This is a genomic window from Mycobacterium kiyosense, from assembly GCA_021654635.1.
Taxonomy (GTDB): Bacteria; Actinomycetota; Actinomycetes; order Mycobacteriales; family Mycobacteriaceae; genus Mycobacterium; species Mycobacterium kiyosense.
This window is the reverse complement of sequence record AP025179.1, coordinates 4,817,521-4,844,178: the sequence shown is the minus strand read 5'-3', so window position 1 is coordinate 4,844,178 and position 26,658 is coordinate 4,817,521. Positions and strand designations below refer to the sequence as shown.

Below are 26,658 nucleotides of genomic sequence, written 5' to 3'. Positions count from 1 at the left end.
ACTGGATCATGAGCACGGCCACGAAAGTCACCAACACCCTGCGCCGCCAACGCGGGATGACCCCACAAGCGGCCCAAGCCGCCGTCGATTCCGCATGCCGACGCCTGCGGTTGCCGACCGTGCGTGCGGTGATCGACGAAGCAGTGAAAGTCGCCGAGCGTGAACAGCTCACCTACCACGGCTTCCTCGCCGAACTGCTCCTGGCCGAATGCGATGACCGGGACCGCCGATCCACCTTGCGGCGAGTCGCAGCGGCCGGGTTTCCACGTCAGAAATGGTTGGGCGACTTCGATTTCGACGCCAACCCAAACATCAACGCCGCCACCGTACATACCGTCGCCCAAGGCGATTGGATACGCCGAGGCGACCCGCTCTGCCTGATCGGCGACTCGGGCACCGGCAAGTCCCACCTGCTCATTGGTGTGGACCGCCGCCGCCGAGCAAGGCTTCCGCGTCCGCTACACACTGGCGACCAAACTGGTCAACGAACTCGTCGAGGCCGCCGATGAAAAGCAACTCGCCCGCACGATCGCCCGCTACGGCCGCGTCGATCTTTTATGTATCGACGAACTCGGCTACATGGAACTCGACCGCCGGGGCGCGGGGTTGCTGTTCCAAGTACTCACTGAACGCGAGGAAAAGGCGTCAGTAGCCATCGCATCCAACGAGAGTTTCTCCGGCTGGACCAAAACCTTCACCGACCCCCGACTCTGCGCCGCGATCGTCGACCGACTCACCTTCCACGGCACCATCATCGAAACCGGCACCACCTCATACCGGCTCAGCCATACCCGCGGTAGCAGCTCGCGATCACAGCCTACGAAGACGCCTGAGCCACCACCTCCTCGCCGAGGTGGTCCCGAATCAAGCCGTCACAGTGGTCCTGAGTCAGGTTGACATAGAGACCGTCGGCCCCACCCATCCGGTGTCCGAGGCCGGATTCCTTCCAGCCGCCCATCGGCAGCGGGAACTGGAACACGTGCATCATCGCGTTGTTGACGTTGACGCCGCCCGCTTCGATCCGCCTGCCGACCCGCTCGCCGCGCTCCTTGCTGCTCGTCCAAACACTGGCACCCAGACCGTAATTGGTGTCATTGGCCAAGGTAATGGCTTCGTCTTCGCTGGATACCTTCATGATCGGCAGCAGCGGCCCGAAGGTTTCCTCGCGCATGCACGCCATCGTGTGGTCGACGTCCACCAACACCGTTGGCGGATAGAACAATCCATGCTCGGCCCGCTTTCCGCCGGTCAGGACGCGCGCTCCGCGCGCTACCGCGTCTTCGACATGGCGTTCGACGATTGCCATTTGGGCTTCGTTGGCCAAGGCGCCGATATCCGTGGCGAAGCTGCCGGCCGTATCGTGGCCTTGGCGGAGCTTGTTGACCTCGTCGACCAGGCGCGAAGTGAATTCGTCGTAGATCGAATCCTCGACGTAGATCCGTTCCACGGCGACACACGACTGGCCCGAGTTGAACAATCCCGCCCAGATCGCGCCGCGGACGGTCCGTTCGAGCGGTGCATCGGACAACACGATCATCGCGTCCTTGCCGCCCAATTCGAGACTGACCGGAATCAACCGTTCCGCACAGCGGATGCCGACCTGGCGGCCGGTCTTGGTGGAACCGGTGAACTGCACCATGTCGACGACGTCCACCAGGGCCCGCCCGGTATCGCCGCGTCCGGTCACGCAACCGAGCACCGGTGGTGCACCGATCTCGCTCCAGCCACGCACCACCTCGGCCCAGCCCAGCGGTGTTTCCTCTGAGGGCTTGGTGAGTACCGCCGCGCCGGCCATCAAGGCTTGCGGCACGTCGAGCATCGGCATGCCGAGCGGATAGTTCCACGGAGTGATCACGCCAACCAATCCGTAAGGGCGGTAACGAATTCGCAGACCTTTGGTTGCCGACGCCGGTCCGTGCGGGCGGCGGGTCTCGTCGGCCAGGAACTCTGCCCCGTGTTTGGTGTAGTAGTTGATGACCTCCATGCACACCAGCAACTCGATCTGCGCATCGCCCCAGGACTTTCCGGCCTCGCGATGCACCAGGCCGAGAATGCGGTCCTGGTTGTCGACGATCCAGTCCAGCCACCGCCGCAGGTGAACGGCACGGCCCTCGGGCCCCAGTGCCTCCCATGCCGGCTGGGCCTTGCGGAGTTCGCCGGCCAGCGCGGCCACCTCGTCCGCGGGTACGTTCGGGACTACGCCGACCACCGAGTTGTCGGCCGGGTTGCGTACCTCGACAACCGATTCGTCTGCCGGCCGCGTCCCGTTCTTCTGCTTGGCTTCCTCGGCGGTGGTCATGGCTCAGTCCTCAATTCGGATTGCGGCGACCGGACACATCATCGCGGCTTCCTCGACCGCTGACCGCAGATGCTCGCCGGGATTGGCATCGAGCACCGTCACCCACTCTTTGTCGTCTTCGATGTCGAACACCTCGGGCGCGGCCATCACGCATTCCCCGTGCAGCTCGCAGCGGTCATTGTCAACGATGATCTTCATCTGCCGTATCGATTCCGGTGTATCAGGCGGGTGTGACGGTGACGGGAAGCTGGTACACGCCCCGCGAATACGCGTCGCGGATATAGCTGATATCCCCGGCGGGGGTGATGTCCTTGGTGCGTCGCAGCAGTTCTTCGAGCAGGATCTTCATCTCCAGGCCCGCGACGTGCTTGCCTAGGCACTGGTGCGGGCCGCGGCCGAAGCTGACGTGCGGATTCTTCTCCCGGGACAGGTCGAAGACATGGGGATTGTCGAACGCGCGCTCGTCGAAGTTGCCTGCGGCGAACAGCATCAGCACCACATCGCCCTCTTTGATCTGCTGGCCGTGCAGTTCGTGGTCCGCGGTGGCCGTACGCACCAGGTGCGTGAACGGGGTGGCGATGCGCACGATCTCCTGGATGGCGGTGTTCGGGATGTCGTCGACGTGCGCGCGCAGCCAGGCCATCTGCTCGGGGTTGCGCATCAGCTCGTGCATACCGTGACTCAGCGCGGTACGGGTGCTCTCGGCGGCACCGGATGCCAGCAACGCCACGTTGCCCATCAGTTCGTCTTCGGAGATGACCTCCGCACCGGCCTGGACCAGCTGGGTGATCACGTCCTCGCCGGGTTCGCGGCGCTTGAGCTCACCCAGTTCGACCGCGTAACCGAGCAGGTCGAAGATGGCCTGCATGACGTATTCGAACGAGGGGGTGATGCGGGTGTCGAATGGCGCGGCGAAGGTGTCAACCCAGGCGAAGAACTTCTCCCGGTCACCGTTGGGTACGCCCAGCACGTCGCCGAGCGCCTCCATCGGCATGGCGTGGCCGATGTCGGTCACGAAGTTGAACGAGCCCTTCTCCAGCGCGGCGTCGACGATGTTGACGGCGTACTCGCGGAATTTGTCCTCGAGTTTTTTGACCATGCCCGGCGTGAACGCCTTGCTCATCACCCCGCGCTGAGTGCGGTGCTTCGGGCCGTCCATGGTCAGCATGGCCGGTTTGCCGCCCACTTTGGGGTCCAGCGGGGTCACCTTCCACATGTTCACCCCGCCACGGTCGGCGGCGTAGAGCTCGGAATTACGGTCGACGGCCCAGATGTCCGCGTTTCGGCTGACGATCCAGGCCCGGTCGATGAGCATCGGGTCGTCGAATTCGTGCAGGTGACAGGGGGCCTCGTCACGCAGGTACGCATACTGCTCCAGCGGTAGCCCGAAGGTCGTCGGGTCGCCGTTGGCGTAGGTATCGGCGTCCAAAACGCGGATGTCGGGCTTTGCCGTCGTCATCTATCGACTCCTAATCGAGAAACCAAAGGCGCAGGGCTGGCTGGCCTATCCGCCCCCCGGCGGATTATGAGTTAAGCAGTCTCAATTATGGTTCGTCGGTGCGGAAGGTGTCAAGCGTCATAGTCGGGGCCGCGGTATGTCGGGCGTCACCCTGAGCCTGGTCAGCGCGCTGGACGCAACCCGAAGGTGGACGAGATGATGTCGCGCTGGATTTCGTTCGTCCCCGCGTAGATGGTGGGCGCGATGCTGAGCCGCAGGTGCCTCTGCATGTCGAACTCGGTGCTGTAGCCGTAGCCGCCCATCATCTGAACGCCTTCCAGTGCAACCTTTTTCGCGGTCTCGGTCACTTTAACCTTCGACATCGACGTGGCGCGAACCCATTCCTCGGGTGTACCGATCTGGTGCTCGATGTGGTGCACGGTGGCGTAGGTCAGGGCTCGCGCGGATTCGATCTCGATGGCCAGGTCGGCGATGCGATGCCGCAGCGCCTGGAAGGATCCGATCGGGGCGCCGAACTGTTCGCGCTCGCCGACGTAGGCCAACAGGTCGTCGAAGGCGCGCTGCGCCATGCCCAGGCCCTGCGCCGCGCAAACCAGTCGCTCGCCGTTGAGCCCGGCCATTATCTGCTTCCAGGCGTTACCCTCGGTGCCCACCACGGCCGATTCGGGAACGAAGACATCGGTGAAGAACAGGTCGTTGACCTCGCTGCCGCCCATCGTCGAGATCGGACGGATCTCCAGGCCTGCTGCGTCGGTGGGCACCTCGAGCAGTGTGAGACCGTCGTGCGGCCGAACGCCTCGCGAGCTGCGCACCACCACCAGGATCGTGGTTGCGAATTGGGCATCCGAGCACCAGGTTTTCTGTCCGTGTACGCGCCAGCCGCCGTCGACCTTTTCGGCCTTGCAGCTGACGGCGGCCGCATCCGAGCCGGCGCCGGGTTCGGAGATGCTGATCGACATCACTTTGCCCGAGCAGATCGCCCCGAGCGCCGCCTGCTTCTGCTCCTCGGTCGCAAACCTCTTGTAAATGCCGGCGACGGTATGGGAGGTGCCGGCTCCGTGGACGGGGGCCAACCCCCGCCACAGCTGCTCGAACAAGATGACCTGCTCGGTGAGTCCACCGCCGCTGCCGCCGTATTCTTCGGGTATCGAAACGCCGAGATATCCTGTCGCTGCCAATTTTTGGTACAGGCCGGGATGGTGCTGTTCGGCACCGTTGTCGGTCAACGCGTCGCGTTGCTCGCGCGTGCCGCATTCCTTGCGACAGAAATCGCGCACGGCAATGGCGAAATCCCGTTGTTCCTCGGTGAGCCCCACCGCATCCATCAAAGCTCCTCAGCAGAACGACCGCTCGCGTCAGCGACAGGAACGTCACCAGCACCGGTGGGCACCGGGGGTCGACTCAAACCGAATGGTAGGCGGGGACCCTTCGACGGGTCAACATCGTGGTTATCAACGCTAGCAACCGTGTACAGCCGGGGCGGTCCTGGTCTTGAGCCGACCGGGATCGGCCCGAGCTCAGGTTCCCCCGTCGCCAGCGCAGATAACGACCGTTTACGATAAATCGATTTGCACCGAGATACGCTCGCGAAGGAGCATCATGAAATACCCGCGTCCGCAGGAGTCCGCACCTCGCGGCGTAGTGGAACCGGACCCAGTCAACCGCACCCGACGGACTTGTGGTAAGTGAGCACCCAGCAGACCCGGTCGATTTTCACCCCGGAGCAGGTGCAGTTCCGCCTGCGGGTGCGTAAGTTCCTCGATGAGCACGTCGTACCGGAGTATCCGGCGTGGTTGGCCGACGGCAAGCCGTCGCGGCAATTCTGGCGCGGCGCGGCCGAGGTCGGCATCTTGGGCATCGGGGTGCCCGAGAACAGCTGTGGCCTGGCGGGCTCGGACTATCGACACAGCGTTGTCGTCACCGAGGAGATTCAGGCGCTGGGCCTGGCCATCGGGGGTTTGCGCGTGCAAACCGATATCTGTCTGCCCTATCTGCTGCACCACGGGTCCGCCGAACAACGCGCCACCTGGCTACCCCGAATGGTGGCCGGTGAGGTGGTGGCCGCGCTGGGACTGTCCGAGCCTGGCGCCGGCTCCGACCTCAAGGCGATGTCGACGCGGGCTCGCCGGGACGGGGATCACTATGTGGTGAACGGCGCCAAGACGTTCATCTCCAACGGTGCGGCCGCTGACCTGGTGATCCTGGCGGTCAAGACCGACCCGGAGGCGGGTCGGCGGGGCATCAGCCTGCTACTGGTGGACACCTCGACGCCGGGCTTCGCGCGCGGGCGCAAGCTGGACAAGCTGGGTCTTCGTGCGCAGGATCTGGCCGAGATCTCGTTCACCGACATGCGGATTCCGGTCGCAAACCTCCTGGGTGTGGAGAACGAAGGATTCACCTACCTGACGTCGAACCTCGCCCAGGAGCGGTTGTCGATCGCGGTGAACTCGCAGGCCGCGGCCGTCGCGGCGCTTTCCTGGGCCCTTGAAGACCACCAGGATGGCCAGGTGGGCCAGGAGGTCAAATTCACGCTGTCCCAGTGCGCGGCCGAGGTAGCCGCAGGTCAGGCGCTCATCGACCAGGCGTTACTGCGTCACGTCGAAGGTCGGCTGAGCGGCAGCGATGCCGCGATCGCCAAGCTGTACTGCACCGAGCTGCAGGGCCGGGTGGTCGACCGCTGCCTATCGCTGTCGAACCCGTCGGTTGCGCTGCGCGGTGACTCCCGGTTGGGTAACGCCTACCTCGACGGCCGAGTAAGCCGGATTTACGGCGGATCCAGCGAAATCATGAAGGTAATCATCGGCCAGGGCCTGGGCTTGTGAGAAGCTGCTGAGGTGACGCCCGACGAAAAGATCCTGGCTGCGGCCGAGAAGTTGTTCTTCGAGCGCAGTTTCGACGGTGTCGGCGTGGACGAGATCGGCAAGGCCGCCGGCACCACCGGCTCCGCCATCTATCGCCACTTTCCCAGCAAAGACGCAATCTTGGCGGCCCTGTTCGACAAGACCCTGGACACCATTCTGGTTCGTCTCGGGGAACCCGAAGAGGATCCCGTCACCGAGCTGAACAAACTCGTGCGCGCGTTTGTGGGTCTGGCCAAGAGTCACGAGCGATTGGTGTCGATTTGGCTGCGCGATCAGCGTTCCCTCGCCGAGCGCTACCGCCGCGAGCACGACCGTAGGCATCGCCGCATCAATCAACGGTGGATCGATTGCCTGCAGCGCTGCTATCCCGACCGTTCGACCGACGAGATCATCACTGCCACAAGGGGTGTGGAGTTGTTGCTGCTGTCCGGGGCGATGCGCCCACCGGGCGGCCGTCGGGCCAAGCAAGCCGAAGAACTGTTGACCCAGATGGCATTGGCATCCGTGACGGCGCTGGAGTTGGAGGGGGCAACTAAGCGGTGACGAACTGCAGCAGTGCCGATTCGAACGCGTCCGGCGCCTCCAGCATCGGGTAATGCCCGCAGTCGGGGATCTCGACGAGGGTGGCGTTCTTCAGTTGCTGCTGTAGCCAGCGGGCCCCCCTTGGCCGAGTGCACGGGATCGTTCGTCCCGATGACCTGCAGCACCGGTTGGTCAATGCGGGGGATGTCGGCCAGCAAATCGGTCGTCAGCAGCGACCGGTAACATGCCGTCGCGGCCCACGAAGGCATGCGCAGCGAGCAGCGGACCAGCCAATCGACCGTTCGTGGGTCCGGCTCGTGCGCGAATGCTGTAGCGATTGTCCGGTATCGGGACCCGACGCGGTTCGCGTGCTCTTCGGCCTGCATTCCCGCCAGCAGCGGTTCGGGAGGTCCGCCGAATGGAAACTCGTCGCTGCGGCTGGCGCGGACACCGTTTGATCCCACGAGTACCAATGCGGTGCACAATTCGGGTGCGGTCGCAGCGGCTCGGAAGGCCACCTGCCCGCCGAATGAGTGACCGACAACTGTGGCGTTGCCGACATCGAGCCGGGTCAGGGCAGCGACGAGATCTGCTGCGAGACGGTCTATGTCGTAGCCGTCCAACGGGTTGTCCGAGAAACCGTGACCCCGCTGGTCCACGCACAAGACGCGAAACCCGCGGCCGGTGAGCACGCGTACCTGGCGGTCCCAAAGCTCGTGGTCCAAGCCAAAACCCGAAATCAGTACTACCGCAGGCCCATCGCCGAGATCCTGCACGTGTATCCGCACGCCGTCATCCGCGTCGATGAATGGCACTTCTGGTATCACCTTCGATCATGTAGATTTACCGCAGATTTATGAGCTTTGCGATCTTAATAATACGGGGGAGGCCCGATGAACACCAGCCTGGAAACGCTGTCCGTGAGTTCGGGCGGCGACGGCGTCTGGGAGATATCGCTGACTCGTCCAAAGCTGTTGAATCGGTTCGACAATCGGGCGCAGATTGAACTCGCGGCTGCACTCGAGGAACTCGCCAAAGACGAAAGTGTGCGCGCTGTCGTGCTGGGCTCGACCGGCAAGGCGTTCTCCGCCGGCGGCGACTTCGCCTTGATGCGAGCGGCGCACGACGACGACGAGGCACGGCGCGAAACTGTCGAGGCGGGGCGGCGGCTGCTGCAGTCCTTCCTTGATCTGCCCCAGCCCATCGTCGCGGCCGTGCAGGGACCAGCGATCGGCCTGGGCGCAACCGTGGCACTGATGTGCGATGTGGTGGTTGCGGCACGGAGTGCGAAGCTGGCCGACACGCATGTGAAGGTCGGGCTCGTCGCCGGTGACGGCGGCTGCCTGGTATGGCCGCAGGCCGCGGGGATGCTGCGCGCCCGCCGTCACCTGCTCACCGGAGACGCACTCGACGCACCTACGGCCTATCAGCTCGGCATTGTCACCGACCTAGTCGACGACCCCGACGAGGCACTGCCTTTCGCTCGCGAAATCGCCAGGCGCATCGCGGGTCTGGCGCCGCTGGCGGTGCAGGGCACCAAGCGTGCGCTGAATCGTGTCACGTCGCTTCGAGCCGCCGAAGTCGTCGATCTGGCTTTCGAGCTGGAAGAGGGCACCTTGACCAGTGCCGATCTGCTGGAGGGAATCGCTGCCTTCCAGGAAGGCCGCGCCGCCAACTTCGTCGGCCGATGACACGGCTGTCGGCGTTATCGGTACAGGGTGGCCGAATGCCGCGAACCCAGCGCAGCGCAGTCGGATTCCGGGTCTTGACAATGCATCGGGAATTTGTTCGTCTCGTTGAATCTAAGCACGATTCAACTCAGCGGTTCACCCCGCCGGCGCGACTGCAAAGGATGTCACGCATGAAACGTCGCACCTCGCTGGCCGCCGGAACCGTCGCACTTGCCGCCTGTGCGGTGGTGTCGATGCCGGCCCCCGGGGCGCACGCCAAACCGGCGCCCGAGGTGGAGTACACGTACAACGTGTCGGTGCGCCGGCACTTCGACTTCCCGAACAACGACGCGGTCGGCTATGGCTACGGGATCTGCGACAAGGTCACCGCGGGCGAGGGTTACCCCCAGATAATGGGCGATGTGAAGAACGACGTGACGCCCAACGACGAGTTCTCAGCCAACTATCTGGTCTCCTACGCCGTCGATCTGCTGTGCCCCGCCGTGATCCCGCAACTGCGCAAATCGGCGCAAGGCTACCGCCCCCCGCCCGGTCAAGAATATTTCGGCAGCCCCGGCGCCGAGTAGCGGACGAAGCCCGGACGAGTCGGCCAAGTTGGGCCCAGGGCACTAGGGCATCGTGTAGCCGCCGCTGACCGAGATCAGCTGTCCGGTCACCTGCCGAGCCGCCGTCGGCGAGCAGAACCATGCGGTGGCCTGGCCGATGTCCTCCGCGGTGGTCAGGCGGCGCAGCGGTGTCCCCTTGACCATGTAGTCGATCTGGTCGGCGTTGAACACACTGTCCTGGCCAGTGGCCCACAGGCTCGATTCGCCCACGGCTTCGGGGCTCTCCGGGATCACCAAGCCAGGACAGATGACGTTGGACCTGATGCCGTGCCGGCCGTGTTCACGCGCGACGGTGCGGGCCAGGCCAATCATCGCGGCCTTTGACGCCCCATAGACACCGGTGCGGATCTGACCGAATGCCGCGTCGCTGGCGATGAACGCGATGGCGCCGCCGCCGGCCTCCTTCATCGGACCGATCGCCGCCTGGGTGGTGCCGATGGCGGTGAACAGGTTGGTTTCGATGGTGCGTTGCCAATTGTCACGGTTGGTGTCTGTGGCGAAGAATTGCTGACCGCTCCAGCCCGCATTGTTGACCAGCACATCGATGCCGCCCCAGGTGTCCAGGGCGGTGCCGACCGCGATGTCGGCTCCGCGTTGGGTGGTCAGGTCGGCGATCGCGACTTCGGCGGCGGCCGCACCCCTGGCCAGGGCTTCGTCGCGAACCCGTTTGGCCTGGGGCTCGTCGATGTCGTTGATGACAACACGGGCACCCTCCGCGGCGAACACGTGGACGATGCCGCGCCCGATGTTCGAGGCGCCTCCGGTGACCACCACTCGCGCCCCAGCTAGCCCAAGGTCCATGCTCTGCTCCCTGTCGTGGACGTTTGTTGTGACCGTCGCCATGGTAGTTTAACGTAGATTAGAAATATTGATTATCGGTCGGACGAGGAGGGATTGGTGCATGGTTGAGTGGCTGCTCGACCAGCGTGTCGCCGTCATCTCCGGCGCAGGTCGCAGAGTCGGGTGCAAGATCGCCCGAGCGTTTGCCGACACCGGTGGGGGTCACGACATATGACACTGGTGGTGCGCGAGGTCGTCGATCGGGTAGCGGTGATCACCCTCAACCGGCCCGAGCAGATGAACGCGCTTACCGTCGCGCTGAGCGGCGAATTGGAGCGGGCGGTCCGGGAGCTGGGTAACGACCCCGAGGTGAACGTCATCCTCATCCGGGGTTCGGAGGGAAACTTCTGTGCGGGCGGCGATTTCAACGAAGTCGAGTCCCTGCGAGCTGAAGGCCCGGACGCGTTGCGCACCCTGTTCGTGGCATTTCGTCGTGCGTGCGACGCCATTGCCGAGATCGAGGTCCCGGTTGTCGCCGCAGTGCAGGGCGTCGCCATGGCGGGCGGTTTCGAACTGATGCAGGCCAGCGACATCGTGCTGGTCAGCGACGACGCCAGGATCGCCGACAACCACGTCAGATTCGGAATGATCCCGGGCGGGGGAAGTACCCAGCGGCTGAGCCGGCTGGTGGGCCGTCAGGAGGCGCTGGGGCTGTTGTTGTCCGGCGACCGGATCTCCGGCGTCGAGGCGGTGCGCCGCGGTCTGGCGTATCGCAGCTTTGCGCGGGCCGAGTTCAGCGACGGTGTCCGTGGGTTCGTCATGGATCTGGCCGGGCGGCAGCGCGAGGCTGTGGTCAGGATCAAGCGCCTCGTGTACGAGGGTCTGCGGGTCCCGCTGGCCAGCGGGCTGGAACGCGAAATCGACTTCGTAGTGGACCACATCTGCGGGCACTCCGGACACAACGGTGTATCCGCCTTTCGACAGCGAGGAGCCCGCTAGATGAGCAATGCGGAGACCAAAGCCCCGGTCGCCCTTGAGATCTCGGCCGGCATCGCCCGGTTGCGGCTGAACCGGCCCGAGGCGTCCAACGGGATGAACGTCGAGTTCCTCAAGGCGCTGCATGAGGCGGCCCTGGCCTGCCATGCGGATCCCGCCGTGCGCGTGGTGTTACTCACCGGTGAAGGCCGGAACTTCTGCGCGGGCGGCGACATTCACACGTTCGAATCCAAGGGGGCCGACCTCCCCGACTATCTGCGCGAGGCCACGGCCTGGTTGCAATTGGCGACGGCCGCGTTGATCCAGTTGCGCGCGCCGGTGGTGACCGCGGTGCAGGGCTTTGCCGCCGGTGGCGGTGGGTTGGGACTGGTCTGTGCCTCCGACATCGTCGTCGCGGCACGGTCGGCAAAGTTTTTTTCCGGCGCGGTTCGGGTCGGCATGGCGCCCGATGGTGGCTCGTCGGTCACGCTGGCCCAATTGGTGGGGTTGCGACAAGCATTGCGGATTCTGCTGACCAATCCGACGCTGACCGCAACCGAAGCACTAGAGATCGGATTGGTGACCGAGGTCGTCGAGGATGCTGAACTGCTCGGTCGCGCAGGGCAAATCGCCACCGAGCTGGCCGCGATGCCGGCCCGCGCGCTGTCAGCCACCAAGCGGCTGGTCTGGAGCGGACTGGGAGCATCGGTCGAAGAACGATTGGCCGAGGAAGCGCGAACCGTCTCCGAGTTGTCCGGAACCGCCGACGCGCTCGAGGGCCTGCGGGCAGTCATCGAACGACGCAAACCAAACTTCACCGGGCAATGAGCACGCCTGTCGTCCTCGTCGAGGACCGCGGCGCGGTGCGGATCGTCACGCTGAACCGCCCCGACAAGCGCAACGCGATCGACATCCCCGTCCGGCTCGAGCTTGCCGCGGCGATCGAGGGTGCCGGGGCCGACGACTCCGTCCGAGCCATAGTTTTGACCGGCGCCGGCGCGGCGTTCTGCTCAGGTGGCGATATCACCTCGATGGAACGGATGTCGCCCGAGCGTGCGATGGAGCGAACACAGTTGGCGCAGCGAGTGATTCGCGCTATTTGGAACGCGGGCAAGCCGGTGCTCGCCGCGGTGGAGGGCAGCGCCTACGGCGCGGGTGCGGCGCTGGCCGCCGCATGCGATCGCGTGATCGCGGCCAGCGACGCACGGTTTGCGACCACGTTCACCAATGTCGGACTGGCCGGTGACATGGGCACCTTCGCGTCCTTGCCGGCGCGGGTCGGCATCGCCCGCGCACGCCAGATGTTGATGATGGCGACGCCCGTGGACGCGGCCTCGGCCCTGACGATCGGGCTGGTGGATGCGCTGGCCGACCCCGGTCAGGCACTGTCGACCGCGCTGGCGGACGCCGAGCGACTCGCTGCCGGCCCGACCCGGGCATACGGGGTCATCAAGACGCTGCTGTCCGCCGGATCGGCGCTCAACCCGTTCGATCTGCTCGAGATCGAAGCCGAGCACCAGGCCCAGCTCTTCGACAGCGATGACTTCGCGGAGGGAATTGCGGCATTCCGCGAAAAGCGCCGCCCCCAGTTCGGGGCGGCGCCGAGATGACCGCCAAACTGCGCAGCCGCCTCGAGCTGTCGTACCTCCCCGCCGATTCCAGCACAAAGCTGGAGGACCACACCGTCGGCGCATTGCTGGCCGAGCGGGCGCAGACGCACGGTGACGTCGCAGCCCTGGTCGGCAGCGCCCACGACGACGGGGCTACGGTGCGGTTGACCTACCGTGAGCTCTTCGACGAGGCCTGCCGCGTCGCCACCGCATTGGCATGTTGCACAGCGCCCGGCGACTATGTCGCGCTGTGGGCGCCAAATGTGGTGGAGTGGCCGGTGATTCAGTACGGGGCAGCACTTGCCGGTGTCGTGCTCGTCGCCTTGAACCCTGCGCTGCGCCCCGCCGAACTGGAATACGCGCTACGGCATTCGCAGGCCAAGGTGCTGATCCACGCCGACCGCAGCCGCAACTACGACACTGCCGCCGCGGTCGGTGAAATCGACACGGATTCGCTCGGTGTGCGCACGATCAGCCTGTCAGCACGCGCCGAGTGGCGAAGCGACGACGTCGACCCGGACGTGATCGCCCGGGCGCCTACCGATCCGGACCAGCCGGTGATGCTGCAGTACACCTCGGGAACCACGGGGACACCCAAAGGGGTGTTGTTGCGCCACCGTTCTCTGGTCAATGTCGCCAAACTGACACTCGAGGCCGCCGGCATCACCGCGGGCGCGGTGACCGTCAACCCGCTGCCGATGTTTCACACGGCGGCCTGCGTGGTCGGCACCCTAGGCCCGCTCTGGATCGGTGGCACCGAGATACTGTTGAGCCGGTTCGAGCCGGCGGCAGTGCTCGACGCCATGCGCCGCGAGCACGCGTCGGTATTGTTCTTCGTGCCCGCCATGCTGACCGCTCTCCTGGCGGCGCAACGCGAATCCATCGAGCCGGCGCCGCGGTTGTCGATCTGTCTGGGCGGTGCCGCCACGGTCTCCGCCGAGCTCATCATGGCCACCGAGCGCACGTTCGGAGCTACCGTGGTCAACGTGTTCGGTCAAACCGAACTTTCGCCGGTGCTCACCGCCACCCGACCCGACGACAGCCGGGACGATCAACTCGGCACGGTAGGCCGGCCGCTTCCGCAGGTCGACTGCAAGATCGTCGACCCGCAGTCCGGCGCGGTCGTGCCGGTGGGCCAGCCGGGGGAGATCTGCGCACGCGGCTATCAACAGATGATCGGCTACTTGCACGACCCCGCCGCCACCGCGGCCACGGTGGATGCCGATGGGTTCGTCCACACCGGAGATCTCGGTGTGATGGACGAACGCGGCTACCTGACCCACACGGGTCGGCTCAAAGAGCTGATCATCCGCGGCGGCGAGAACATCGCCCCCGCCGAAGTAGAGGCGTGCCTGGCCGACCACGAGATGGTCGCGGAAGCCTGCGTGATCGGCCTGCCCGACGACAGGCTGGGCGAGATCGTGGCCGCCGTCGTCGTCGCGCGAGGTGACCTGCCGGCGGATGCGGCGAAGCGATTGCGCGCTCACGCCGCCAAGAGCCTGACGCCGCACAAAATTCCGCAGCGCTGGTTTGCCGCCGGCGATCTGCCGAGAACGCCCACCGGGAAGGTGCGTAAGTTCGCCCTGCCCAACCTGATCGCGCAGGGCAGCGTACGCGAGTTGTTCAGAGAGGAGCCCGACCAGTGACATCGCTCATCGAGCCGGCCGCCGCTACCGGCGACCGCTATGACCGGTTGATCAGACGAGACAAGGTGCATGGGTCGATGTATACCGACCCGGCTATCTTCGCTGAGGAATTACGCAAAATATGGTATCGCACTTGGGTTTTCGTGGGCCATGAAAGCGAGGTGCCGCAGCCGAACGATTACGTGCGCAGGCGGCTGGGCCTGCAGGACGTGATCATGACCCGCGACCGCGACGGGGAGTTACATCTGCTGCTCAACCGATGTGCTCATCGCGGCAATCAGATCTGTGACGACGCAGAAGGCAATTCGTCGACTTTTCGCTGCCCGTATCACGGCTGGACGTTCCGCAACAACGGTGAGCTGGTGGGTTTTCCGTTTTTCAAGGGCTACGGTGAGCGCAAGCTGGACCTGAACCTGGGTCGGGTTCCGCGGATGGAGAGCTATCAGGGTTTCGTGTTCGGCAGCTTCGCCGAGGACGGGCCCGGGTTGTCAGAACACCTCGGTGCCGCGGCGGGCGAGATCGACCGCTTGGCCCGGCTGTCTCCGGAAGGCAGGGTCGAGCTCACCGCGGGATGGTTGCAGCATAAGACTCGTGCGAACTGGAAACTCTTGGCGGAGAACGAGACTGACGGATACCACCCGCAGTTCGTGCACGGCTCGATTTTCGGCGTGACCGGTAGCCCCATCGGGGCCCTCTACAGCGACAGCTCGACCGCGGTCACCCGAGACCTGGGCCAGGGACACAGCGAGAACGACCTGCGCCCGGAATTTCGTAAGTTCGCCGAGCCGATGCGGTGGTTCGGCACCACCGAGTCGCGGGTGCCGAAGTACGTCGCGGCGATGCGCGAACGCTACGGCGATGAGGCGGACAAGATCATGATCGAGGGCGGCCCGCACGTGATGATCTTCCCGAACTTGTTCATCGCCGAAATCCAGGTCTTCAACCTCCAACCGGTCTCGGTGGGCGAGTGCATCCAGAACGCCACCGCGGTGCAGATGGTCGGGGCCCCGGAGCTGAACGAGCGCATGGTGTCGCAATGCATGGGCTCGGTGGGTCCTGCCGGCATGCTGTTGGCCGACGACACCGAGATGTACGAGCGCAACCAGCTCGGCCTGGAGTGCCTGACGCCCGAGTGGCTGGATATCCGCCGCGGGCTGAACCGGGAGCGGGTGGACGAGAACGGTTTCACCATCGGGGGAGCCACCGATGAGACCGGCATGCGGGGGTTCTGGTCACAGTACAAGACGCTGATGGAGGCCGAATCGTGACTACCGCACTGGACAAGCAGTCCGCACCGGGACCGGTACCTGACGGCTTCGATCGCTGGGAGGTCGAGCAGTTCCTGTACCGCGAAGCCCGCTTGGCCGACGAGTCGGACTACGATGCGTGGGAAGCGCTGTGGACCGATGATGCGCTGTATTGGGTGCCGGTGGCCGGCACCGACGACCCTGCCAGAACGATGTCGGTGATCTACGACAACCGCAGCCGTATCGCGACCCGGCTCAAGCAGGTCCGCACCGGCAAACGTTACGCTCAGGCACCCCCATCGAACCTGCGGCGCCTGGTGTCCAACATCGAATTCCTCGGCGGCCGTACCAATTCCAGCGGCGGGGTCGACCTGGAGGTGGCGGCGAACTTCCTGGTCCTGGAGTCCCGCGCCCGCGGCACCGAGCTGTGGGGCGGACGGACCACTTATCGGCTGCGCCGCCAGGACGGCGAGTTGCGGCTGGCGTATAAGAAGGTCGTGCTGGTGAACAACGACCAGCCGATCCCGACACTTGGCTTTCTGATCTGAGCCGCCATGACCATTGAAGTCGGCGACGGCGATCCGGTGAGCGTGCCTGGGGTGGGTCCGGTGATCAGTAATGAATTCGCCCAGGTATCAGTTAATTTCGACATATCCGGCAACTCTCCGCGGCTGCGGTTGGAGGACCTGCGCTCCGGTCGGGTCCGCTTTCTGGACGCGTTGGAACTGGAGACGATCATCTGGCTGTCAGACGAGCACCTGACCGAATTGCTCGATCCCTCCGACGGGCGTTGGCGCGGTGATACATGAGGCGCGCCGCGATAGCGAGTCCGGTGCGAACCGCGGTAGGAACGTTCGGCGGCAGCCTGCGGCCGCTGCGGGCTGAGGACCTCGCCGCCCGCACGATCAAGGCAGTCGTCGAGCGCAGCAGCGTCGACCCCGACGCTATCGAGGATGTGGTGATCGCCCAGTCCTACGCCAATTCCGAGGCGCCGTGCATCGGCCGCTGGGCCGCGCTGCACGCCGGGCTCCCGATCGGTGTTCCGGGATTGCAGATCGACCGGCGTTGTGGCGGCGGTCTGCAGGCCGTCGTCACTGCCGCGATGATGGTGCAGACCGGGGCCGCCGACGTGGTAGTGGCCGGTGGCGTCGAATCGATGAGCAACATCGAGCACTACACCACCACCGCGCGGTGGGGTTCGCGTTCGGGCAACCAGACGCTCTACGACCGGCTCGACCGCGGTCGCGAAATGTCGCAGCCGATATGGCGATTCGGCCCCATCAGCGGCATGATCGAGACCGCGGAGAATCTGGCCGCCGACTACGGGATTGACCGCCAAGCCGCGGATAGTTTCGCGGCGCGCAGTCAGCAGCGCGCCGCCGCTGCCCAGCGGGCCGGCCGCTTCGACGAAGAGATCGTCGCGGTGGAAGTGCCGCAGCGCAAAGGCGACCCGGTGCAATTCGACCGCGACGAGGGCATCCGCCCCGACACCACTGTCGAGACGTTGGGCCGGCTGCGTCCGCTGATGAAGGACGGCACTGTTACGGCAGGCAATTCCAGTCAGCAGAATGACGCCGCGGCGGCGTGCCTGGTGGTCGCCGAGGATCGGCTCGACGAACTCGGCCTGACTCCGCTTGGCTTTCTGGAAGGCTGGGCAGCGGTCGGCTGTGAGCCGTCGCGGATGGGCATCGGACCGGTCGCAGCCGTCGAAAAGCTGTTTCGCCGAACAGGTTTCGGTCTTGACGAGATGGATCTGATCGAGATCAACGAAGCGTTCGCCGTCCAGGTGCTGGCAGTGCTGGCCGGCCTGGGCGTCAAGCCGGACGACGTCGACGACCGGCTCAACGTCAACGGCTCCGGTATCTCGTTGGGACATCCCATCGGCGCAACGGGTGTCCGGATCATGGTGACCATGTTGCACGAGCTGCGCCGGCGCGGTGGGGGGCTGGCGCTCGAGACCATGTGCATCGGCGGTGGCCAGGGCCTGGCCGCGATCTTCCGGGGAGTCTCGTGATGAAGGGCCTGATCGGCTACGCGGCGTATGTGCCGCGGTACCGGCTGGCCGGTGGCGACATCGGTCTGCGCCGGGGCGACCGGGTCGTTGCCGGGTTCGATGAGGACAGCACCACCATGGCGGTGGCGGCCATCGCCGACATACCCCACTCGCGTACCGCTGCGGCCCTGTATTTCGCCAGCAGCACACCGGCTTACGCGGACAAGACCAACGCCACGGCCATCCACGCCGCGCTGGGGTTGCCGTTCGAGGCGCTTGCCGTCGATTTGTGCGGATCGGGGCGGAGCGGCTTCGCCGCGATTCTGGCGGCGGCGAGCACCGGAGGAATCGCGGCCAGCGCCGATGTCCGGGTGGGCCGGCCGAAGTCAGCCGACGAGAAACTCGGCGGCGATGGCGCGGCGGCCCTCGTTTTCGGGGCCGACGCACCCGCGATCGCCGAGGTGCTCGAGACGTACTCATTGACGGCGGAGTTCATCGACCGTTGGCGCGCGACGACTTCGGCGACCGGCGAGCAATGGGAGGAGCGGTTCGGCGCCGAGCGTTACGCGACCCTGATCCGCACCGCCGCGGACCGGGTGCTGGACGCCTCGGGGTTGCCCGGTGTCGACCATGTCGTGCTCACCTGCCCGAACAGCGGGATCGTCAAACGCGCGGCCACCTTGGTGAAGGGGGAGAAGTCGGTGGTCACGTCGCCGATCGGCTTTTCCGGTGCCTGTGACGCCGCGCTGGCACTGTGCAGCGTGTTGGACATCGCCGAGCCCGATGAAACCGTGTTGATGCTGTCGGCCGTCGACGGTTGCGACGCGCTGCTGTTGCGGACCACCACGGCGCTGCCCGGCGCGCGCCAACCGCATCCGGTCAGCGCGCAGCGGGCCGGCGGCCTGCCGGTCGACTATCTCACTTACCTGTCGTGGCGAGGGCTGGTCGAGCTGGAGCCGCCGCGTCGTCCCGAGCCGGACCGTCCGTCTGGGCCGGCCGCCGGCCGCGCCGCCCCCTGGAAATTCGGTCTGCGCGGTTCACGTTGTGCGGCATGCGATTTCATCCACCTTCCGCCGGCGCGCGTCTGCAAGCAGTGCGGCGCAAAGGATCAGATGAGTGCGGTGCCGGTAGCCGGACTGCGTGGGTCGGTGGCCACCTACACCGTCGACCACCTGGCCTACTCGCCGTCGCCGCCGGTCGTGCAGGCCGTCATTGATGTGGCGGGCGGCGGCCGCTTCACCTGTGAGGTCGCCGACGCCGAACCGGAGCGAATCCGCGTCGGGTCGTCAGTGGACTTCACCTTCCGTCGCCTGTTCACCGCGGGCGGCGTGCACAACTACTTCTGGAAGGCCCGACTGGACGTGAGAGACCATGCCTAGCAACGGTATTGCCGGCAAGGTAGCGGTGGTCGCAATGGGGTGCTCGCGGTTCGGCGAGCGCTGGGACAGCTCGACCGAAGACCTGCTCATGGAAGCGGTCGCCGAATGTATGGCGTCAGTACCCGAGCTGGACCGGGACGATATCGACGCCTACTGGCTGGGCACTCTCAGCTCGGGCATGTCCGGTTTGACGTTGAGCCGGCCGTTGGGGATCGGGGACAAGCCGGTCACTCGCGTCGAGAACATGTGCGCCAGTGGGTCGGAGGCGTTCCGTAACGCCTGCTATGCCGTCGCCGCCGGCGCCTACGACGTAGCGATGGCGGTCGGGGTGGAAAAGCTGAAGGATTCCGGCTTCTCGGGATTGTTACGCCAGGACCCGCCTGGCGACGGCACTGCCCCCGAACTCTCGATGACCGCGCCCGCGGCGTTCTCGTTGCTCGACCCCGCCTACTGCGCGAAGTACGGGGTGGACGCCGGCGAGATGCGCGACGCGATGACGCACGTGGCGTGGAAGAACCACGTGAACGGGGCCCGTAACCCCAAAGCGCAGTTCAGGTCTGCCGTCGCCAAGGAAACCATCGACAACGCGCCGAAGGTGGCCGGCCGGCTTGGTGTATTCGATTGCTCCGGAGTCTCCGACGGTGCGGCGTGCGCGATCGTCGTGCCGGCCGAACACGCCTTGCGCTACACCGACACCCCGATGTACGTGCGGGCACTGTCGCTGGTCGCCGGTTCGGGGTTGGGCGCGACGGACCCGGACTACGACTACACCAGCTTTCCCGAGGTGGTTCGCTCGGCCCGCGACGCCTACCGGCAAGCCGGCATCGACGACCCGCGCACCGCATTCTCGTTCGCCGAGGTGCACGACTGTTTCACCCCGACGGAGATCGTGCTCATGGAGGACCTGGGTTTCGCCGATCCCGGCCAGTCCTGGAAGGACGTACTGGCCGGCGACTTCGACGCCGACGGGCGACTGCCGATCAATCCCGACGGTGGCTTGAAATCGTTCGGGCATCCGGTGGGCGCCAGTGGGTTGCGGATGCTCTACGAAGCCTGGTTGCAGTTCCGTGGTGCGGCGGGCCAGCGGCAATTGCCCGACCCGCACACCGCGCTGACTCACAACCTGGGAGGACGGCCGGGCACCTGCGTTTCGTTCGTGTCGGTGCTCAGCCGCCACGACGGTCGCTGAGGCGGTCGCCCACCGCCTGATCGCGGGGCGAGGCACGGCTGACGGAGCAAAAATTTCCGGCCGGGAAATACCTTTCAGGGCCGCGTTAGAAGCGTAAAATTAATATATGTCCAAGGTGCCATTTATTACTAAGGCAAACACTGAAAACAATGAGTCCGAACGAACCCGGACGCGGATCCTGGATGCTGCCGCCCACGTGCTGAGCAGCAAGGGCTACGCCGGGACGCGGATGACCGACATTGCTGAGTCGGCCGACATCGCGCCGGTGGCGATCTACGACCACTTCCAGACTCGCGATGACCTCATCGAAGAGGTCATGTACCGCGGGATCAGCGATATGCGCCAGCGTTTGCAGCAAGCGCTGGACGCGTTGCCGCCAGGCGCGTCGCCGATGGATCGGATCATGGTCGCCGTCGAAGCGCACCTCCGGAACGAGCTGCAGCTCTCCGATTACTGCACTGCCTCGATCCGGAATTCGGGTCAGCTTCCCGAGAAATTGAGCAAACGACAGAAGAAAGAAGAGGCCGCCTACGGGCAGCTTTGGCAGAGTCTCTTTTACGATGCGGCGGCCGCGGGGCAGGTTGATCCCGAATTGGATGTCGCGCTTGCGATGTTGCTGTCGCTCGGGGCTTTGAACTGGGTCGCGGAGTGGTGGGATCCTCGCCGCGGATCGGTCGATGACATCGTGGCGAAGGCGCAACTCATCCTCCGAAGGGGCCTGACATCCAACAGTGACCCGAGCGCATCGCGCGAGGGCGCCGTCAAGCCAGGCTCGCGCTGGCGCCTATTCGGCCGCTCGCAACCACGGGTGCCGGCGCGGCGCCGTTCCTGAAAGGTCTCCGGCGCTGGTTGGCGTTGCCGGTACCCGGTTGGGCGGCGGTTGCCGGTTTCGCGCCGAGTGGGTGACCTGCGGTCGGGACTGCCGCGTGGAAATCACATAGCGCTCGAGGCGAGTTCGGGTGCGACGGCTGGCCGAAGGGGTCGTTCGGGTCGGGTCGACGGCCCGTCGTGATGGGTCATGATGTTCGTCATTTTGGGACCGAGGTGTGCGCCGGCGAAGGTCGCGCCGACGCCGAAGACAATGGTGTAGGTGGCGGCTAGGCCGGCTACCAGCGGGCTGGCTCCGGAGTGCAGCGCTGCCACCGTCGGCCAGGTGACGAAACCGTAGGACACATACATCGATCCGAACATGACGAACGGGATCGCCAGGATCACCCATCTCGTCCGGAAACTCATCAGCAGCAGGATCAACAGCGCCGGCACCAGGTCGAACAGACGGTTGGTGCTGAGAAACCACAGCGGCAAGGGGAACCAGCGCTGGTTGAAGAACGGTTGGTTGTCCCCGTAATAGGTATAGAGTTTGGCGATCTTGATGATCGGGATCTCCAGCAGCAGGTCGGCTATCGCGATTCCGCCGAAGATGTACAGAAAATCCCTGGGCCGACAGCCACTGCGAATGCGCTGGATGATGAACAGCGAACCGCCGCCGATGAACCACAGGTACACCGGTGCGACCCAGAGCGGGACATGGGTTCCCCAGAACTGCACCAGGGGCCAGGCCCCGTGCTCGGCGTACCAAAGCTTCCCGGCCCGGTCGACTGCACCTTCGAAGACGACCGCGCCCAGAGCGCCGCTGACCAGGATGACCGACCGGAACAGCGCCTCCCACCAGTCGCGGCGGCGAAGCGGGTTGCGCAGGGCCAAATAGATGGTCAGGGCCGCCACCGCGAAGTGCAGCACACCGAAGATCCACTGCCACAACGGGTCGACCACCATGTCGATCGGTGCATCTACCGGTGGGTTCACTTCCCACGTCCTTAGGTCGCCGACGCCGGCCCGAGTCTGCTCAGCCGCTGATATAGTAAGTGCTATATGACGGAACCGGCAAGCTCCGGCAGGCCCGCCGAGCGCACCCGCAGTCGCGCCCACGGGCAGGGCCGGGAATTGATCTTGCGCGCGGCCCGAGAGGAGTTCGCCGCGAAGGGATTCAGGGGCACCGCGACGCGCGACATCGCCAAGCGCGCCCAACTCACCGAAGTGATGATCTTCCGCCACTTCGGCACCAAGGCCAACCTGTTCCAAGAGGCAGTGATCACTCCGTTCACCGAGTTCATGGACGACTACATCAGCGATTACCGGTCACGGGAGCACGGCACGCTCAGTCCCCAGCAGGAGGGTGCGGCCCTGTACACCGGGCTGTTCAACGTGCTGCACGGCGAGCGTGAGCTCCTGCTCGCCCTGATGTCGGCACATCAGTACCACGAACTGAGCCGAGAGGCTTCGGCGCAGATCGACACCGCCTTCGACCGATTACTGGCGCTATTCGAAGAAGTGGTCGCCACCGAGGCGGCGGAACGCCAGTTTTCCGACTTCGACCTTCGCCCCACTGTGCGGGCGATGTTCGCGATGGTGCTGTCAACCGCACTGCACGGCGACTGGATGGGCCTGGGGAAAAAGGTTTCCTACAAACGCATGATCGACGCCATGACCCAACTCACCGTCCGCGGTCTACGCGTGCCGGAAGGCCAAGCGCGGCAAACCAATTCCTAACTGGGCGGGACGGAGTCGAAACCGGCCCCCGTCGAGCGCGTCGAGAAGCTGACCGACGATCCACTCCAGAGCCGCCTTGTCCGGCGGCAGGGTCGCCTGCTCGTAGCCGACGAGCAGGTAGACGGCCCAGTCGGCGAACAGTTGAGCCTGCCGTTCGTCACCCAGTATCTGCAGCGCGGACTCCCCGCAAAATCTGATGACGCTCGTGATCGACGTCCACTTGGACGGCATGTACACCGGGGTCCGCGCCGCTCCAGGCGCGGATCGCGGCTTCCGCCCCGTGCGGCAGGTTCAAGCCGATGTCGATGATGCTGTCGATGCGACGGCGCGGATCGGGTTCGGAGCGGATCCATTCCACCAGTCGCACGGTGTTGGCCTGACGCCAGTGCTCGACCAATTCCCGCGTGTAGGTCGGCCAGTTGTGGAAGTAGTGGTAGAAGGACCCGGTGCTGACACCCAGCCGACTGCATACCTCAGCGAGCTTCAGCCCGCCGTAACCGAGGTCGGACAGCACCTCGAGGCCCGTTTCGAAGTAGGCCACCCGGGAGACGCCGCTCGCCATGGGTGGGACTTTAGTTCGTGATCGGCCGCCCGCGATTTCAGGTGGATGACTCAGGACCCAGAGTCACCCCGACTCCGGGGTGAAGCGAACGTACTGTCGCTTGATGCCGTTGATAAACGTGCTGGTGAGATATTCAGGCGCACCGACGGTCTCGATGTCGGGCAGACGACGATACAGTTCGCCCACAATGGCTTTCAGCTGCAGCTTCGCCACGTGACTGCCGAGACAGAATTGCGGTCCGCCGCCCCCGAACGCCAGGTGCGGATGTCGCGCAGCTTTGAGCGGGTCTGAATCTGTTCCCGCCGCCCCCGAACGCCAGGTGCGGATTGGGCTTGCGGGTCGCATCGAATCGCCGGGGTTCGGCGAATACCGAAGGGTCGCGGTTCGCGGAGTTGTAGAACATGACCACTTTGTCGCCGGGCTCGATCGTGACGCCGGAAAGTTCGAACCGCCGCAACGCGGTGCGGCGAAATGTCATCACCGGCGACGCCCATCGCAGGAACTCCTCGATCGCGGTGTCGATGTGGGAGGCGAAATCCGCCAGCAGGCATGCGCGTTGATCGGGATTTGAGGATCGAGGATGACGCCTCTAGCACCTCGGGCGGCAGCTCCTCGAATGTCACCCCGCCGGCTGCTGAGGAGAACGCGTCCGCGTGCCGACTCACTGTGACGATGTCCTCGTGTCGGACCACCGCCCAGTAACCGGGCGGATCCTCCTGGCCGAGCAGGTTCATCAGCGGGCTGCGGACGGGCCGTTGCCAACTCACCGGCCGTTCCAGGCGGAGCTGGGCTAATAGTGCATCGCGCTCATCGCAGGGGCCGTGCCACAGGCCGTCGGCGGACAAGTCGATGGTGTCGTGTTCGCGACTAACGAAGGTGCCGTTCATTGGGTCTCCTGCTGGCGGGCGCGCGAAACTTGCGATTGACTGGACCCTACTGTAGTAATTTCTACAGTATTAGCCACTACATTAGCTAGACGGAAGTTTGGAAGGGTCGCACGGTGTCAGCACCCGATCGCAGATTGATGGTTGTCGTCTGGAGTGGGCCGGTGGGCATCGCACTGGTGCTGCTGGGCTGGATGGTCTTGGCCGGTTTCCTACCGCCGCCCTCGCCGGATCTCTCGCCGGAGCAGGTGGCCGACCTGTGGTCTCACCACACCAATGCCAAGCGGCTCGGCATGGTCATGTGTGTCTGGGGCGGAACCCTCTACGTGCCATTTACCTTGGCGGTGGGGTTGCTGCTGCGTCGAACCGAAGTGGGTGAGCGCGTCTTGTCGACGACCCAGACGGCGCTGGGGACCTTTGGGACAGTGTTCTTCACGCTGAATTTCCTTATCCTCGCCGTCGTCGCGTTCCGCCCGGCTCGGCCTTCGGAGATCACCCAGCAACTGCACGATCTCGGCTTCATCATGACGTTCTCACCCGTCGCGCCGTTCACCCTGCAGTACATCGCTATCGGTACGGCGATCCTGCTCGATCGATCGGCCGCGCCGATCTTCCCGCGGTGGGTCGCCTACGCGAACTTATGGATCGGGCTGTTGTTGGTGCCGGCCTGCCTCATCCCGTTCTTCAAGGACGGACCGTTGGCATGGAACGGCATTCTGAGTTTCTGGATTCCGGTGGTGGTGTTCGTGGCGTGGTTCGCGGTGATGTTCTGGGCGATGAGGGCGGCGATTGCGCGCGGCCCGCGCAGTTCGGAAGCGCGTGCCGATGCCGCAGCATGATCCTGCGTCGGTGTTGCGCGTCGCCGGGCGACCGCGACGCCCGGCCGGCGACGCGACGCGGCGTCGCCTGTTGGACAGCGGTCGGCGAATCTTTGCCGAAGAGGGCTTCGCTGGCGCCGGAACTCAGGACATCGTGGCGGCAGCCGGGGTGGCGCCGACGGCGCTCTACCACCACTTCGGCAACAAACTGGGATTGTTCGTCGCGGTCGGCGCCGAGGTTTATGACGTCTTCATCGGCCACCTGCGCGCCGCGGTCGCCTCGGCGGAGTCGTTCGACGACCGGCTGGATGCGCTGATGAGGGCCTCCGGCGAGCTGCACCGGTCGGATCCGACTCTGGCGCCGATGACCGTTACCGTCCAACTCGAGGTGGCGCGCAGCGAACAGATCCGTGCGGCGATGAGCGCTACGTTCGCGTCATTCTCGGCGTTTGTCACCGATATCGCGCGGACGGCGCCGGCGGCCCTGACAGAGAGTGTCGGCGTCCGCGGGGTTGCGTTGACGATCGTCGGCATCCTGGAGGGCCTGGGCAGCCTGGGCGCGACACTGCAGGATCCAGACGACTTGGTAGCGACCACGGTGGTGTTGCGCCGGCTGCTCGCCGCCAGTCGGATTGACGAGCGCGCTCCGTGAGCAACACAGGCTTCGCGCGAAAGGACTTGTGCGACAATGCTTGCGTCTACATGTGAGGTCGATGATCGCACGTCGGTCGAAGCTCGGTTCGGGCTTTCGCGATGCGCGGCACACGAGGGTGGCCGGCGCTGTGACGTTGTCGTCGGCGCATGGTCGCTGGACCGCGACGGCACACCGCGGCCCGGTGCGCTTGCCACTGCGCTCGACCATGTACTGGGTGAATCCCTGGCTGTTCACCGCCCGGAGGGCTGGTGGACGACGACGTCGGAACTCGCCATAGATTTCCTCGCCCCGTTTGATCGGCCGAGTCGGTTACGGGCCACCGCCGATCCGATTCAGGTCGAATACCGCGGCGGCTATGCCCAAGGCCGGATCATCGATGAGCACGGGACTGTCGTGGCCGCGGGTTCGACGTGGGCGCACCACCTGCCGTCCCGGGGCAACCCTTTGCGGCGCGTGGTGCGGCCACCATGCCAGCCGATAACGGCCGCGGCCTCCCCTCGAGGACCATCTACGATTCGAGCGCCTTGCGAGCCAACCTGATTCGATCCTGCTCACCTTGGGGGGCTTCGGATTCGTGGACCAATGTCTTCGGACTACTGCACGGCGGGGTCTGGGCTTGCCTGTCCGAGATTGCGGCGGCGCGACTGCTCAGCGAGCGCAATCCAAGGCTCGGCACCGCGCGACTGCACGTCGCCTTCGTCCGCGCCGCACGCGGGGACGGGCCCGTCACCGTCAGCGCAAGTGCACGTCACGTGGGATCGTCGTTCGCTGTCGTCGAAGTCCTCGGACGGTCCGCCGACGACACGCTGTGCACGATCTCAACGGTCACCGCACGGGAACGCAGTGACACCGTCAATGGGTGATATACCGGGTGCCCGGGAGACAACAGGCCGAGCGGCTGAACCGCATCGCTGGACCGCAGCGCTCAGGTGG

General features: G+C 65.3%; 28 protein-coding genes and 3 pseudogenes. 22 read left to right on the top strand and 9 right to left on the bottom strand.

What is annotated here, in order from left to right; translation table 11 throughout:
- Positions 1 to 8: 8 nt before the first annotated feature.
- Positions 9 to 897: pseudogene (gene istB, locus L6444_RS22775) on the top strand (IS21-like element helper ATPase IstB).
- On the opposite strand, the gene L6444_RS22770 reads toward istB, so the two are convergent.
- From L6444_RS22770 to L6444_RS22755, 4 genes are all read right to left on the bottom strand, one after another.
- Positions 818 to 2,299, bottom strand: a complete 1,482-nt coding sequence (locus tag L6444_RS22770) for an aldehyde dehydrogenase family protein (protein ID WP_236977432.1) — start codon at positions 2,297 to 2,299, stop codon at positions 818 to 820. The pseudogene istB and the gene L6444_RS22770 overlap by 80 nt on opposite strands.
- A gap of 3 nt (positions 2,300 to 2,302) precedes the next feature.
- Positions 2,303 to 2,497: a ferredoxin gene (locus L6444_RS22765; protein ID WP_236977431.1), complete on the bottom strand. Its 195-nt coding sequence runs from the start codon at positions 2,495 to 2,497 to the stop codon at positions 2,303 to 2,305.
- A gap of 22 nt (positions 2,498 to 2,519) precedes the next feature.
- Positions 2,520 to 3,758 carry a cytochrome P450 gene (locus tag L6444_RS22760; protein WP_236977430.1) on the bottom strand — a complete coding sequence of 413 codons (1,239 nt, stop codon included), beginning with the start codon at positions 3,756 to 3,758 and terminating at the stop codon, positions 2,520 to 2,522.
- Between the two features lie 161 nt (positions 3,759 to 3,919).
- Positions 3,920 to 5,083, bottom strand: coding sequence for an acyl-CoA dehydrogenase family protein (locus tag L6444_RS22755; RefSeq protein WP_236977429.1), 1,164 nt, complete (start codon positions 5,081 to 5,083; stop codon positions 3,920 to 3,922).
- A gap of 360 nt (positions 5,084 to 5,443) precedes the next feature.
- On the opposite strand from L6444_RS22755, the gene L6444_RS22750 reads away from it, so the two are divergent.
- Positions 5,444 to 6,580, top strand: a complete 1,137-nt coding sequence (locus L6444_RS22750; protein ID WP_236977428.1) for an acyl-CoA dehydrogenase family protein — start codon at positions 5,444 to 5,446, stop codon at positions 6,578 to 6,580.
- A gap of 12 nt (positions 6,581 to 6,592) precedes the next feature.
- The gene (locus tag L6444_RS22745; protein ID WP_236977427.1) at positions 6,593 to 7,162 is read left to right on the top strand and encodes a TetR/AcrR family transcriptional regulator; all 570 of its coding nucleotides are present in this window, start codon (positions 6,593 to 6,595) and stop codon (positions 7,160 to 7,162) included.
- Positions 7,163 to 7,260: 98 nt separating this feature from the next.
- Here L6444_RS22745 and L6444_RS22740 read toward each other — a convergent pair.
- Positions 7,261 to 7,917: pseudogene (locus L6444_RS22740) on the bottom strand (alpha/beta fold hydrolase); the annotation flags it as partial.
- Between the two features lie 117 nt (positions 7,918 to 8,034).
- Between L6444_RS22740 and L6444_RS22735 the strand changes: the two are divergent.
- Positions 8,035 to 8,832, top strand: coding sequence for an enoyl-CoA hydratase/isomerase family protein (locus tag L6444_RS22735; RefSeq protein ID WP_236977426.1), 798 nt, complete (start codon positions 8,035 to 8,037; stop codon positions 8,830 to 8,832).
- A 170-nt stretch (positions 8,833 to 9,002) separates the two neighbouring features.
- A complete protein-coding gene (locus L6444_RS22730; RefSeq protein WP_236977425.1) occupies positions 9,003 to 9,398 on the top strand; it encodes a DUF732 domain-containing protein in 396 nt (131 codons plus the stop codon).
- Between the two features lie 42 nt (positions 9,399 to 9,440).
- On the opposite strand, the gene L6444_RS22725 is transcribed toward L6444_RS22730, so the two are convergent.
- Positions 9,441 to 10,238 carry an SDR family NAD(P)-dependent oxidoreductase gene (locus L6444_RS22725; RefSeq protein WP_236977423.1) on the bottom strand — a complete coding sequence of 266 codons (798 nt, stop codon included), beginning with the start codon at positions 10,236 to 10,238 and terminating at the stop codon, positions 9,441 to 9,443.
- A gap of 210 nt (positions 10,239 to 10,448) precedes the next feature.
- On the opposite strand from L6444_RS22725, the gene L6444_RS22720 reads away from it, so the two are divergent.
- The 11 genes from L6444_RS22720 (at position 10,449) to L6444_RS22670 (ending at position 21,088) form a co-directional block, all read left to right on the top strand.
- Positions 10,449 to 11,216, top strand: a complete 768-nt coding sequence (locus tag L6444_RS22720; protein WP_236977421.1) for an enoyl-CoA hydratase/isomerase family protein — start codon at positions 10,449 to 10,451, stop codon at positions 11,214 to 11,216.
- A complete protein-coding gene (locus L6444_RS22715; RefSeq protein WP_236977419.1) occupies positions 11,217 to 12,020 on the top strand; it encodes an enoyl-CoA hydratase/isomerase family protein in 804 nt (267 codons plus the stop codon). It abuts the gene before it with no gap.
- Positions 12,017 to 12,802 (top strand): enoyl-CoA hydratase/isomerase family protein, encoded by a 786-nt coding sequence (locus L6444_RS22710; protein WP_236977418.1) that lies wholly within the window; start codon positions 12,017 to 12,019, stop codon positions 12,800 to 12,802. Before L6444_RS22715 ends, L6444_RS22710 begins: the two co-directional genes overlap by 4 nt.
- The gene (locus L6444_RS22705; protein ID WP_236977417.1) at positions 12,799 to 14,448 is read left to right on the top strand and encodes a class I adenylate-forming enzyme family protein; all 1,650 of its coding nucleotides are present in this window, start codon (positions 12,799 to 12,801) and stop codon (positions 14,446 to 14,448) included. Before L6444_RS22710 ends, L6444_RS22705 begins: the two co-directional genes overlap by 4 nt.
- Positions 14,449 to 14,525: 77 nt before the next feature.
- Positions 14,526 to 15,716, top strand: coding sequence for an aromatic ring-hydroxylating oxygenase subunit alpha (locus L6444_RS22700; protein WP_236984343.1), 1,191 nt, complete (start codon positions 14,526 to 14,528; stop codon positions 15,714 to 15,716).
- Between the two features lie 8 nt (positions 15,717 to 15,724).
- Positions 15,725 to 16,243 carry an aromatic-ring-hydroxylating dioxygenase subunit beta gene (locus L6444_RS22695; RefSeq protein ID WP_236984341.1) on the top strand — a complete coding sequence of 173 codons (519 nt, stop codon included), beginning with the start codon at positions 15,725 to 15,727 and terminating at the stop codon, positions 16,241 to 16,243.
- Between the two features lie 6 nt (positions 16,244 to 16,249).
- The gene (locus L6444_RS22690; RefSeq protein WP_236977416.1) at positions 16,250 to 16,504 is read left to right on the top strand and encodes a hypothetical protein; all 255 of its coding nucleotides are present in this window, start codon (positions 16,250 to 16,252) and stop codon (positions 16,502 to 16,504) included.
- Positions 16,501 to 17,709 (top strand): acetyl-CoA C-acetyltransferase, encoded by a 1,209-nt coding sequence (locus L6444_RS22685; protein ID WP_236977415.1) that lies wholly within the window; start codon positions 16,501 to 16,503, stop codon positions 17,707 to 17,709. Before L6444_RS22690 ends, L6444_RS22685 begins: the two co-directional genes overlap by 4 nt.
- Positions 17,709 to 19,067, top strand: coding sequence for an OB-fold domain-containing protein (locus L6444_RS22680; RefSeq protein ID WP_236977414.1), 1,359 nt, complete (start codon positions 17,709 to 17,711; stop codon positions 19,065 to 19,067). The genes L6444_RS22685 and L6444_RS22680 overlap by 1 nt, the downstream gene beginning before the upstream one ends.
- Positions 19,060 to 20,256: an acetyl-CoA acetyltransferase gene (locus L6444_RS22675; protein ID WP_236977413.1), complete on the top strand. Its 1,197-nt coding sequence runs from the start codon at positions 19,060 to 19,062 to the stop codon at positions 20,254 to 20,256. Before L6444_RS22680 ends, L6444_RS22675 begins: the two co-directional genes overlap by 8 nt.
- Before the next feature lie 196 nt (positions 20,257 to 20,452).
- Positions 20,453 to 21,088, top strand: a complete 636-nt coding sequence (locus L6444_RS22670; protein WP_370653197.1) for a TetR/AcrR family transcriptional regulator — start codon at positions 20,453 to 20,455, stop codon at positions 21,086 to 21,088.
- A gap of 101 nt (positions 21,089 to 21,189) precedes the next feature.
- On the opposite strand, the gene L6444_RS22665 is transcribed toward L6444_RS22670, so the two are convergent.
- Positions 21,190 to 22,062, bottom strand: coding sequence for a hypothetical protein (locus tag L6444_RS22665; protein ID WP_236977411.1), 873 nt, complete (start codon positions 22,060 to 22,062; stop codon positions 21,190 to 21,192).
- Positions 22,063 to 22,128: 66 nt separating this feature from the next.
- Here L6444_RS22665 and L6444_RS22660 point away from each other — a divergent pair, with 66 nt between their 5' ends.
- Entirely contained in the window at positions 22,129 to 22,806 is a 678-nt protein-coding gene (locus L6444_RS22660; RefSeq protein ID WP_236977410.1) for a TetR/AcrR family transcriptional regulator, read from the top strand.
- On the opposite strand, the pseudogene L6444_RS22655 reads toward L6444_RS22660, so the two are convergent.
- Both L6444_RS22655 and L6444_RS31245 read right to left on the bottom strand, forming a co-directional pair.
- Positions 22,765 to 23,368 (bottom strand): annotated as a pseudogene (locus tag L6444_RS22655) (TetR/AcrR family transcriptional regulator). The gene L6444_RS22660 and the pseudogene L6444_RS22655 overlap by 42 nt on opposite strands.
- Positions 23,369 to 23,501: 133 nt before the next feature.
- Entirely contained in the window at positions 23,502 to 23,846 is a 345-nt protein-coding gene (locus L6444_RS31245; RefSeq protein WP_370652962.1) for a cytochrome P450, read from the bottom strand.
- Between L6444_RS31245 and L6444_RS31240 the strand changes: the two genes are divergently transcribed.
- The 5 genes from L6444_RS31240 (at position 23,770) to L6444_RS22635 (ending at position 26,588) form a co-directional block, all read left to right on the top strand.
- Positions 23,770 to 23,928: a hypothetical protein gene (locus tag L6444_RS31240; RefSeq protein ID WP_370653210.1), complete on the top strand. Its 159-nt coding sequence runs from the start codon at positions 23,770 to 23,772 to the stop codon at positions 23,926 to 23,928. The genes L6444_RS31245 and L6444_RS31240 overlap by 77 nt on opposite strands.
- Positions 23,929 to 24,416: 488 nt before the next feature.
- Positions 24,417 to 25,091 (top strand): hypothetical protein, encoded by a 675-nt coding sequence (locus L6444_RS22645; protein WP_236977409.1) that lies wholly within the window; start codon positions 24,417 to 24,419, stop codon positions 25,089 to 25,091.
- Complete coding sequence (locus tag L6444_RS22640) at positions 25,078 to 25,722, top strand: TetR/AcrR family transcriptional regulator (protein WP_236977407.1); 645 nt, start codon at positions 25,078 to 25,080, stop codon at positions 25,720 to 25,722. Before L6444_RS22645 ends, L6444_RS22640 begins: the two co-directional genes overlap by 14 nt.
- A gap of 36 nt (positions 25,723 to 25,758) precedes the next feature.
- On the top strand, positions 25,759 to 26,265 hold the full coding sequence (locus tag L6444_RS30810) for a PaaI family thioesterase (RefSeq protein ID WP_459551873.1): 507 nt from the start codon (positions 25,759 to 25,761) through the stop codon (positions 26,263 to 26,265).
- Positions 26,250 to 26,588 carry a PaaI family thioesterase gene (locus L6444_RS22635; protein WP_236977406.1) on the top strand — a complete coding sequence of 113 codons (339 nt, stop codon included), beginning with the start codon at positions 26,250 to 26,252 and terminating at the stop codon, positions 26,586 to 26,588. The genes L6444_RS30810 and L6444_RS22635 overlap by 16 nt, the downstream gene beginning before the upstream one ends.
- Positions 26,589 to 26,658: the final 70 nt, after the last annotated feature.